Here is a 10,679-nt window from a genome sequence, read left to right on the forward strand (position 1 = left end):
TAGACAACTAGTTACAACCATTTCCTTGCTCCCATGTGAAGCTTAGGGTTACGCAATTGCTGATCTCAATGGGTGGTAATAGCATCTATAAGGAACTTTTGGAATCGAAAAAAAAGGTACAGCATCCTCAATTTTTGAGTAAGCTATACCTTTGATTGTATTTAGGGGACTTTTTCAGTGGTCTCCTTCATTACAGCAGTTTTTTGTAGTTGGGATTGCTATTTTACGATAGGGTTAATGAATTAATTGATGGTAGTTGCGACATACGCAAGATCCCAGATATCAATTTTGTTATCGGCGTTCATATCAGCAACCTTAGCTTTTGCCCAATCTGCGCTGGTGGAGTTCTTGCCATAGTGATAAGCTACAATCGCGAGGTCACCTACGTTGGTGTCGCCATCTCCGTTTATGTCTGTAGACTTATTAGCTGTTGCTTTGAATGTATCAATCGAGGTGTTGAGTACTGCGAGAGCACTGTCAACTTGGGCTTGAGTTGCGCTTGCATTGTCTCTTACAGCAATTGCTGTGTTAATTGCTCCAAGGAGTGCGTCTTTAGCTGCTTGCGGATATTGGCCAGGTCGAGTACCTACTATAGCCGCGTTGTACAGGGATTGTGCACTCGTAATTGCTGCATTCAAAGCAGTTTTATCCAGTTGAATAGCACCAACGGATATAGTCTTGCTGCTCAGTGCCGCAGTGGTTACGGTTCCATCAGGACCGCCAGTCTTCGCTTGAGAGACTGCAATGGTTCCAGTTGTATTTTGAACACCGGACTTCACCTTAAAAGTTATATTCAAAACAGGTGTGCTAGTTCCAGCTCCCCCTCCGATATTCACGGAAATGATTCTCACTTTTCCAGGGGTAGCAGTATCTTCGCTCAGAACCTGAATGTTACTGGTTGCACCCGCTGCACTGACATAATCGAATACGCTGGAATCATAGCTTAGCGTGATATCCTGTGCGTACACGCTTTGTGTCACGCTATCCAGGCTAACAGCTGCTGTGAAAGTACTTCCAGGTGTCACACTGTTGTTAGCTGCGATTGTTGCTGTAAGCGATTTGGTTTCTCCAGTACCGGGTGTATAGATTCCAAGATCGCCAAGGTCAATTGCATAGCTGCTCTGAAGTTTCTCGTATTCGCCTGCAAAGAAATCATCCAGGTATGAATGCCCAAGAACGAATCTGTCCGGATTCACGGCGCCATAGTAGCCGGCATTGGCATTGCTCTGACTGTCAAACAGCACATAGCTTCCCTGCCATCCTGATCCGGCTACGCCCCAGCTGATGATGTGATCGATGTAAGGGGCGAACCTATTGAACAGTTTGTACATCAGCGCGTACTCATAACCAAGGGCGTCAGACTGTCTCACATTGAGCACTGCGGGAGCGACCGCGCCGCCGCCTGGCGTGTTAGTCGGCATCTTAAGGTCAAGTTCTGAGTAGGCAATACCGGAAAGAAGGCCTTCGTCAATGAGAGAAGCATAGAGGGCCATGGCATATTGGTTATCGCTTGCAAGGGTCTTTCCAATCGAATCGTGTCCCTGGATACCGATGTCTTCGATAAGTGGTCTTCCGTCATACAGCGGATCGGAGAGCCATGCGGTGTTCAGTGCGCGAACCATGTTGTATACAGTCCTCGCTTTGGTGCGATTAGAAATGTCGTAATCGTTATAGGTCAGTTTCGGAGGATCGTTAACGATATACGCGTCAATGCTGCCAACGTTGTCGTGTCCGTCGAGCTTCATGTACTCGGGAAGGTTAGCGTAGTTGGCTTTGTATGCCGCCGCCATCTTGGTGTTAGGGGCCGCGATGTGCGCGTTTTTGAAGAGCAAGTAAATGTAATGCTCGGAGATGTCGCCGCCAATTAGATCATCCGACATTGCAGAAAGCCAGTTGGTGTTTTTGAGTGTCTGTCTCCAACTGTTCGGATCCGCGGGGATGGTTTCGCTGTGTCGGCTTTCATGGACCTCTTCGTTGAGTACGTCCCATGAATTGAAGGGGATTACTCCGCGGGATATACTTGAGCCATACTTCGTGTCTGTGGTCAGGAAGTGCCGCATCACATACATTGTGTGGTTAAACTGCACTCTTCTTGCCATTTCTTTGTCTACCTTAACCGTGGCTGTAACGCCGTTGCCCAATCCGTAGTAATCGGTTGTTCCATTATATCCCAATGAAAGGGTCGCGGGAATCATCTGTCTCATCCATGCAGGGGCCTGGTTGTACCATGCCAAAACGTGGGCGTGAGACTTATACTGTCCAGGAGTTCCGGAATCCCTGATCGCTTGATAAGAGCTGGTCGGGAAACTGTATTCACCTATACCAGGGGTGGTGGTTGCGCCGCTCAGCGCCTCACCAGTAACGCTTTTCAGCCAGCTTGGGCCGCGGGGATGCGTTCCATCGGCCTTGAGATTGTTGCCGTCGACAAAGATTTCATAGTGATTGGCTCTGGTTCCGGTTACTGCTCCGGTTCCAATCGTACCGACCATGAACGTGCCATTTTGCTTGTTGTAAACATTCTTTAAAGGCGTTACGACACTCTGGTTTTCCTTGTTGACAACGTTCGGAAGCGCAACTCCGTTAGGGTCCGGTGCGGTTATTTTGATGTTGGCGACAAGAAGCATACCAGTTTCTGCGGGACGCCCATTCTCGCCATGGAGCTCAAGAATGAAGTTCGAGGAAGTGCCTGTTGTGGCGGTAATGCTGTGATGCTTTAACAACCAAGTTTCACCGTTGTAGCTGCCAATCCAGTCTGGGTTAAGGTTGTTGTACTCGTATTCCCTGAGGTAGGAATCGATGTCAGAGCCGGCATTCCTGATTCTCCACCTCATGAATTTTCCCTGCGCGCTCTTGGGATAGAACACATCAAACTCAATAGTTGAGCCTGCGGGGACATCTACACTCGGCGACAACGGAGATTGAAGAGTCATTCCTCCGAAGGTGGTCTTTCCGTTATGGACGTAATTGATCTGGAGCACATCAGCCTTGCCTTGGGAATCTGCAAAAGGATACGGAATCATTTTGTATGTACCACCAGCAAAGTCGGCGGGGACACGGTTGTCAAGGGGAGTTCTTGAGGTCCAAGCATTTGTTGGCGCGGTAATTATTACTGGTATTTTACCGGAACCCGGATCAAGACGGAAATAGGGATTTGAACCGTCCGCTTTGATTTTTCCAGTGAAACTCACTATTGCGTTTTCGAGGCTGGCTATGGCTTCGCCGGCGGGAGTGAGCGCATCGCGCGCGAACGCAAGCGCGTTATTAAGATCTTTGAGTTCGTCGGCGTACACCCATGGGAAAGCTTGGTTCACATCGGATCCAACGACAGTGTTGCTAATCTGGAGCGGGAATTCCTCGTTGCCGATTTTTAAAGCTTCGGCTTGTTCAATGAGGTCGTTCAGTTCATGTGTCAGTTCGCCTCCGGCTGCAGCGGCCGGGACGGGGGCAAATGCGAATAAAGAGAACAGCATGATGACTACTAGCATGCGGGAGACGTTGATTAATGGTTTTTCACGGTTCATCTTCGTTTTACTCCTTTTCTTAAGACAACCTCTACAATCTCGGTTTAGAGTCGCCAAATTTTTAGATTTCGGAATTTTTTACAACTTTACTGATAAAAATGTTGTTTTTGTTAAAGATTTTGGTTTTTTTAATGAATTGACCATCAAATATGCCTCCGTTTCTTACTGAGCACTTGTCCCTTGGGTTACGTCGTACGGGCTTGACGATCAATATAAACACCTCCCTCTAATGTTGGGCAGATTGTGAAAACGTTTTCACCAAGGCGAATACAAGGTCTCGACCTTCTACAGCTTTAACAATTGAATGCAGCTCAGCTGTTTGTCACCGACGGTGTAGACTATTTTCTTATCTCTGCCACTCTGTATTGACTATTGATATTATGATATACAAACCTTAGAATTAACTCCATGGATGGATAATAGATCATTTGTATTTTTTTAGAAAGCGGTTACAACTTAGACCCTGGTTCATGATCTCTGTTGGCCTTACTTTCATCAAGCCCCCTTGATATTCGGATTGTGAAGGTCACAACGAAAATATCCGGCGCTTTTCGTACATTGGCTGGTGCGCAACAGTGGTGGAATGATGAAACTCGGTTCCCCCATTGAGAGAGAACCGAGTTTCTTAGACAATATAGAATTATTTCTTGTAGGATTGTTGATACGCCTGTCTTCTTTCTTTCATAACGGCTTCCCCTCCAGCATCCTTCCATTCCTTAAGTTGCTGATCATAGATACTGTCGACTTCGGTAGACTTGGCAGTAATAATTTTTGCAAGCATCTGCTTGACCTTGTCATTCAGAATCTGCGAGTACTTAATTTCTGCCTGAATCGGAATGTCCACGCGCGGGCCTGTATACCCGTCACGAGCACCCGTCTTAATACTGCTGATGGTGAAGTCTTTAAATTGCGGGTCGGTCGCATTGGCTGCCATGTTCTTTTCTGGTGTGTCCGTGCTCACGTATTTACCATTCATAATCATGGCGTAATCTTGATTATTAAAGAGAATCTGATTAGCTTCAGGCGTTGTCAAAGCAAATGGAATGCCGTCGTCACCTGTTTTGTAAGAAACGCCTTCTTGTCCGAATTGCAGCGCGATAAGATTCTTCGGTTCCGCCATCCAGTTCAAATATTTGATAACTGAATCAACGTTTTTACTCGCTGCTGGAACCATCAGATAAACACCGCTAGGAGAATACATTGGTTTAGGATACTTGCCGTTCGATGCTTTGAACGGATCAATCGTCGCGAGAACAGCTTCGGGATTGTTTTTCTTCAGGTTTGCATAGTATCCACTGTAAATAGGATCGTTTGTGTTCGGTGTGGCAGAACCTGCAAGACCGCCTACGACTTGCTTGTTAAATGTCTGGCTGAAGTCTGCCGCAAGCGGGAAGTCTTTATCGAGCAAGCCTTCGTTGTATAGTTTGTTTAGGAACTTGAAAGCTTCCTTGTTACCAGGCAATGTCCACCCATCTGGATCAGCGAACAAGTCCTCTTCGGTAATTTTATTCCAATCCCAGAATGAGTTGGTCAACGGTTTAATATGGAACATATCTATCAACGTAAAAGGAATCACTTTTCCGCCAGTATTACCCGGATCCTTCTCCTTAAACGCTTTCAATGTTTGATACCATTCATCCGTCGTCGTCGGCAAAGGCAGATTTAATTTTTCCAACCAATCTTTACGGATAATACTTGTCGTTTGCGATTGGATAACCCGTAACGCTGGAATGGTAAATTGCTTGCCGTTAAAAACGCCGTCCTTCAGTGTTGGAGCAAGTACTTTCTTCAACTGTGGTCCGTATTTCTCAATCGCTGGCCCAAGATCCGCAATACCACCGCTTTGCACGTAACTTTGAACAGTTGGCTTGTCGTACGTAAAGACGAGATCGGGCGCAGTTCCGGAAGCCATTAATACATTCAATTTCTTGACCTCCTCGGAGCGAGGGACAGTGATGAATTTAACCGTGATATTGTTCGGATCTCCGAAGTTCTTCTGAACATACTGCGTCATGAAATTGTCAGTGATTGGCGGTGCGCCTGCTGGCGTATTACTTCGATCAAACAGCTCAACCGTCAAATTAATCGGTGGACCTTTCGGGGTCTCGCCCGCAACTGTCGAACTTCCCGGAGTAGCTGAGTTACTTGGGCTGTTTTGTGAGTTGCTGCAGCCTGCTAGCGCGATAGCAGACGTCGCTAAAACTGCCATTGCTACTGTAATGGTTTTGCGAAATTTTACTCGCATGCGTAATCCTCCCTTTAATCTTTTAAGTGTATAGTGAATTCAACCGCTTGAAACGGTCGAGACAGCTATCAGCCTTTAACTGCACCCACAAGCATACCAGAGATAAAATAACGTTGGAGCCATGGGTATACGAGTAAAATTGGCACAGTTGCGAACATGATGCTTGCCGCCTGCAAGCTCTCTGGCACTGGAGAAGAACCTCCAAATCCTTCCTGGGCTATGGCATCGTTCACCTGGCTGTTAATCACGATCTCATATAGCTTTTGTTGAATCGGATATAGGTGTGCGTCGTTAATATAGAACAGCGCATCCTGAAACATGTTCCATCGATCGACCGCAGAATACAAAGCCAATGTCGCTAAAATCGGTAGTGACAACGGTAGCACGATTCGCATCAAATAGCGGAAATGACCACATCCGTCCATCCAGGCAGAATCTTCTAGTTCAGCTGGGATCTGGGTGAACGATGTTTTCAGGATAATTAACAAGAATGCATTAATGAGCAGAGGTAAGACCAGCGACCATACGCTATTCAACATATGAAGCTCTTTTATCAACAAGTAGTTTGGGATAATCCCTGGATTAAAGAACATCGTTATGATGATTAGAGCGAACAGGATGTTCTTCCCCTTAAAATTCCGCCGGCTAAGTGGATAAGCAGCTAGGATCGTGGCGATCAAGCTCACAATTGTGTAAATGACAACAAGCCAGATCGTAAACATCAGCGAGCGGATCATGCTTAGGTCACCAAATACGTTCTTATACGGTTCGAAATTTAAATCTATCGGCCATAATGTCACTTCGCCAGACATGATTGCCCGATTACCACTGAGCGATAACGAGAAAATATGGATCATGGGCACCGCGCAGAACAAACAAAAGATACCCAGTAGAAGCATAATAACCGTATTGCCTATTTTCTCAGCCGGATTTTGAATCATAGATGTACCCCCATTAAAAAATGCCTTGATTATTGATTTTTCTCGAAATGAACTCTGCCGACAGAAGAAGAATTAATCCGACTACGGACTGGAACAAACCGACAGCAGTTGCAAGTGCAAATCTTGCGGATTGAATCCCTACAGAATATACATAGGTGCTGATTACTTGAGCGTAATCCATCACATATGAGTTCTTCAGAACATAAGGTTGCTCGAAGCTGATATTGGCCATATTACCAATCTGAAGTATGAACAGGACGACAATGGTAGGCTTTATGCCTGGTAAAGTAATATGCCAGATTTTACGCATTCTGGTTGCACCATCCACTTCTGCCGCTTCATACAATTCCTTATTAATTCCCGTAAGTGCTGCTAAATACAGAATCATTCCCCATCCGGCATTGCGCCAAACCCCTGCCCCAACATAAGTTGCAATCCATAGCGCCGGTTTTTCCAAAAATGGAATGGGGGAAGCCCCAATTGCCATCAACATATGATTAATCGAACCATTATTGGTTGATAGCAACTCGATGGCCATCCCCCCTACAATGACCCACGAAATAAAATGGGGCAAATACATCAACGTCTGGCTAATCTTCTTGTACCACTGCACCCGAAGTTCATTTAGAAGAAGTGCTAAAATAATGGGAACCAGAAAGGTAAGCAATCCGAGCACGTTCAACATCAACGTGTTTCGAAGTGCCTTATAAAATTCGGGCATGGCGAAGATTTCCTTAAAGACTGCGAACCCTACCCATGGACTGGCCCAAATCCCTTTAAATATGTTGTAATCTTTGAAAGCAACCATAACGCCAGCCATCGGAATATACCTAAAAATGATGAAAAATGCCATTGGTACGACTATCATTACATATAGTGACCACTGTCTTTTCAAATAGGCAACGCCACCTCCTTTGACTGTAGGAATGGAGGTTGTTGTGCTAGCTTCAGTTTTCATTACATCGTTCCTCTCCATATGGTCTACTCACCTATGTGTATTTTTTACATAATCTCGTTGGCTTCTATGATTCTTTCTTTTTATACTTAAATTGTAAATTTAAGCGCTTTCAAAATCCATGGAAAAACTTTATACCGTTTGTATAAATTATGGATGACTTTTTGTTTCGCTCATAACAACAACGAAAAGAACCTCCGAATAAGCGAGAATCAAAGGTTCTTGTCAGGTTAGGACAACACTATATGTTGTTTAGCGTGCATTCGTTTCAGAAATATAGATTATCCTATTAATATCCTATTGCTTAGGGTTTCAAATTCCTGTCGATCAGACCTACTATTCTCTATCAAAATTCTGGATGGAGGGAAACCTTTTATTTTTTTGAATACTTTACTGAAATAATAAATATCTTCAAAGCCGCATTTATAAGCTGCTTCCTGTACAGTAAATTCACCGCTAAGGAGAATATTCTCAGCATTATTGATTTTCATTCTGTTAATATATTCTTTAACGGATGCACCCATGTATTTCTTAAATAAAGTTCCAAAATACGCAGTGGTCAAGCCAGCAATGGATGCTAGCACCTCAACTTCTATTTGATTTTGCAAGTTGCTTAAAATGTATCTAATGGATCTCTGTATTCGTTTGTCTATGTTCACATTGTTGTCTTTATAGTATAAAGCCTTGAAATAGTAATGAAGGATCATAAGCAACAATGCGCGTGCTTTCATTTCATGACCTTTATTTTTCTTTAACCATTCAAATGTTAATTCATTGTACAGTGAATGTAATTCTTCGGGCTCACCGATATGAGATATTAATGGAAACGGTAGATTAACATCCTTGCCTTCCTTATCGTAGAGTTGAATATTCAGCGCATAACTGGTCATTAGATTTGCAGAGTCAGTGGTTGCACTTCGGCGACTGCCCTTAGGGATGCACAGGAGATCTCCTTGATTTACTTCATACACATTTCCATTAATGCAGTAGTAAGCCCTTCCTTTGAAGATATATGTTAAATCGTAAAAATCTGTTGTCGCATCTTCAATAATCCAATTAGGTGTGGAGTGTCTATTGATGAATAATTCAATTTGAGGATTAATCCCGAAATATTCCATAGAAATTATCCTTTCAAATATAATATTTTAAAATAACAGCCCTTGAACGCTCATACTGGAGCGCCCAAGGGCTATTAGTCAATTTGGCCGCTATAATTTGTTTCGTAACGTTTATAGAGGTTCCAGTCTAATGAATAAGAAGTTTGATTGTAGTGCTAAGCCAATACTCCCAAATCACCGATTGTAGGAGTTACGACTTTACTGCCCCAAGAAATTATAAATAACTTGAGAAGCCTCTGCTCTAGTTCCGACTCCTTGAGGTATGAATAAATTGCCCTCTCGACCCTCAACAAAATGTAAAGCTCGCGCATTCTTGACATAAGTCGTGGCCCATGAAGATATAGCGTCCTCATCATCAAAAGCGGTTACCGAAGACATAGCAGCATTACTGTGTTGCTTTTCATAAGCACGCATAAGCATAGCGACCATTTCTTCTCGTGTAATCGATGCGTGAGGCGCAAAAGTCGTTTCACTCTTTCCTTCTACAATTCCTGACTTCACCGCAATTGAAACCTCAGGGTAGAACCAGTCTGATACCGAAACATCCGAAAAATTGCTATTTCCATTGTCGGTTAAATGAAGTGCTCTCACCAGTAAAGCAGTGAATTCAGCCCTAGTGATCTGACGTTCTGGTTCGAAATTCGTGCTGCTTGTACCTGTTACAATATGCCTAGAAGCAAGCTCCGTAATCACATTCTTCGCCCAATGAATATGGGGAACATCCTCGAAGGTTTTAGTGTATTCTAAAGCAGCGTATTTACTAAAGTGATAAATCTCGGCTGAAATTACTCCGTTTGCGTAGGTACCCCCAATAAACTCAAGCTTCCCATCATCTGCAATGTAATAAATGGAGACAAGCTTAGCGTTAAAGGAAGGATCTACTTTGAAACGCAAAGTAATTGGTTTGGTGAAATTTTTTAATGACGTAATGTGATTGTCACTTGTGACTAATTGCAAACTGAATTCGTATACGTTGCCAGATGGCTTTAAATCGACATTATATGACTGTTGGCTCTTGTCTATAAGAGTATCTGCTTCTTTAAGTGACAGGGGATTCATAGTGAATAAAAGCCTGCTGTCATTCCATTGTTCAACAGATAAATTATCTCTTAGTTGCAGCAATACCTCAGGAGGAAGTTCCACACTAAGATTTTCCTTCTTGATCTCCAAATGAGTCTGGGGATCTGTTCCAATTTGGTTCAATGCTATGTTCACTTCATTGGCAGCAGCCGGAAGCTCTATGGTTTTTTTACCTTTACCATCATCCGTAATCTTTACTGGGTCAGTATTAGGGGGAGTGTTTCCGTTTCCGTTTCCGTTTCCATTTCCACTACCACTACCATTTCCACCACCATTTCCGTTACCATTTCCGTTACCATTTCCGTTACCGCTATTCACAATGGTAATAGTTTTCTGAGAACCACCGACTACATCAGAAGAATTCAATTGGGAGTCCACTAAGGTGATTTTGTCAAGCAAGATGTCGGCTGTTCCAGTAGAAAGACCTGTAAATGTAAGTGTAAATAGATTGTTATCCCCATCTAATCCCCTATTGGGTCCTAAACTTGTATGTGCCAATTGAAGTTGGTTCCCGTTAAGAATGGTGGGGACTGTAAATCCACCTGTTACATTGCTTACTGCAGTTTTAAATTGGAGTTTTGTCGAATCATAGGTAAGGTTTAACTCATAGGCATACAAGTCATTCAGTTGCATGCCTCGGATGCTAACCTTCAGTTCGCTACCAACTGTAGTCGAGTCGGATGTTGTTGTCAAAATAAATTGAGGTGAATCTTCCGCATGTACAGGAGATACAGGAAGCAAATAAATTGTGCATAACAACATTATTGCAAGAACCTTTCCCATCATACCTTGTCTTCTAAGCATAGCTTCTTCATCCTC

At 43.7% G+C, this 10,679-nt stretch carries 6 protein-coding genes; all 6 read right to left on the bottom strand.

Annotated elements, in window-relative coordinates:
- Positions 1 to 242 precede the first annotated feature (242 nt).
- Positions 243 to 2,930, bottom strand: a complete 2,688-nt coding sequence (locus ACSQ8O_RS31635; RefSeq protein WP_436244886.1) for an endo-1,4-beta-xylanase — start codon at positions 2,928 to 2,930, stop codon at positions 243 to 245.
- 1,231 nt (positions 2,931 to 4,161) lie between these two features.
- Positions 4,162 to 5,766, bottom strand: a complete 1,605-nt coding sequence (locus ACSQ8O_RS31640; protein ID WP_436244887.1) for an extracellular solute-binding protein — start codon at positions 5,764 to 5,766, stop codon at positions 4,162 to 4,164.
- A 68-nt stretch (positions 5,767 to 5,834) separates the two neighbouring features.
- A complete protein-coding gene (locus tag ACSQ8O_RS31645) occupies positions 5,835 to 6,707 on the bottom strand; it encodes a carbohydrate ABC transporter permease (RefSeq protein ID WP_436244888.1) in 873 nt (290 codons plus the stop codon).
- 13 nt (positions 6,708 to 6,720) lie between these two features.
- A complete protein-coding gene (locus tag ACSQ8O_RS31650) occupies positions 6,721 to 7,665 on the bottom strand; it encodes an ABC transporter permease (RefSeq protein WP_436244889.1) in 945 nt (314 codons plus the stop codon).
- A gap of 278 nt (positions 7,666 to 7,943) precedes the next feature.
- Complete coding sequence (locus tag ACSQ8O_RS31655) at positions 7,944 to 8,780, bottom strand: AraC family transcriptional regulator (RefSeq protein WP_056615540.1); 837 nt, start codon at positions 8,778 to 8,780, stop codon at positions 7,944 to 7,946.
- Between the two features lie 198 nt (positions 8,781 to 8,978).
- Positions 8,979 to 10,664 (bottom strand): S-layer homology domain-containing protein, encoded by a 1,686-nt coding sequence (locus ACSQ8O_RS31660; RefSeq protein WP_436244890.1) that lies wholly within the window; start codon positions 10,662 to 10,664, stop codon positions 8,979 to 8,981.
- Between the last annotated feature and the right edge of the window lie 15 nt (positions 10,665 to 10,679).

The organism is Paenibacillus sp. LjRoot56 (assembly GCF_964253335.1).
Classification (GTDB): Bacteria; Bacillota; Bacilli; order Paenibacillales; family NBRC-103111; genus Paenibacillus_E; species Paenibacillus_E allorhizoplanae.

Coding starts and splice junctions, on each gene's coding strand:
- ACSQ8O_RS31635 (WP_436244886.1), bottom strand. CDS start 2,930: ATGACTCTTCAATCTCCGTTGTCGCCGAGTGTAGATGTCCCCGCAGGC.
- ACSQ8O_RS31650 (WP_436244889.1), bottom strand. CDS start 7,665: ATGAAAACTGAAGCTAGCACAACAACCTCCATTCCTACAGTCAAAGGA.
- ACSQ8O_RS31645 (WP_436244888.1), bottom strand. CDS start 6,707: ATGATTCAAAATCCGGCTGAGAAAATAGGCAATACGGTTATTATGCTT.
- ACSQ8O_RS31640 (WP_436244887.1), bottom strand. CDS start 5,766: ATGCGAGTAAAATTTCGCAAAACCATTACAGTAGCAATGGCAGTTTTA.
- ACSQ8O_RS31655 (WP_056615540.1), bottom strand. CDS start 8,780: ATGGAATATTTCGGGATTAATCCTCAAATTGAATTATTCATCAATAGA.
- ACSQ8O_RS31660 (WP_436244890.1), bottom strand. CDS start 10,664: ATGCTTAGAAGACAAGGTATGATGGGAAAGGTTCTTGCAATAATGTTG.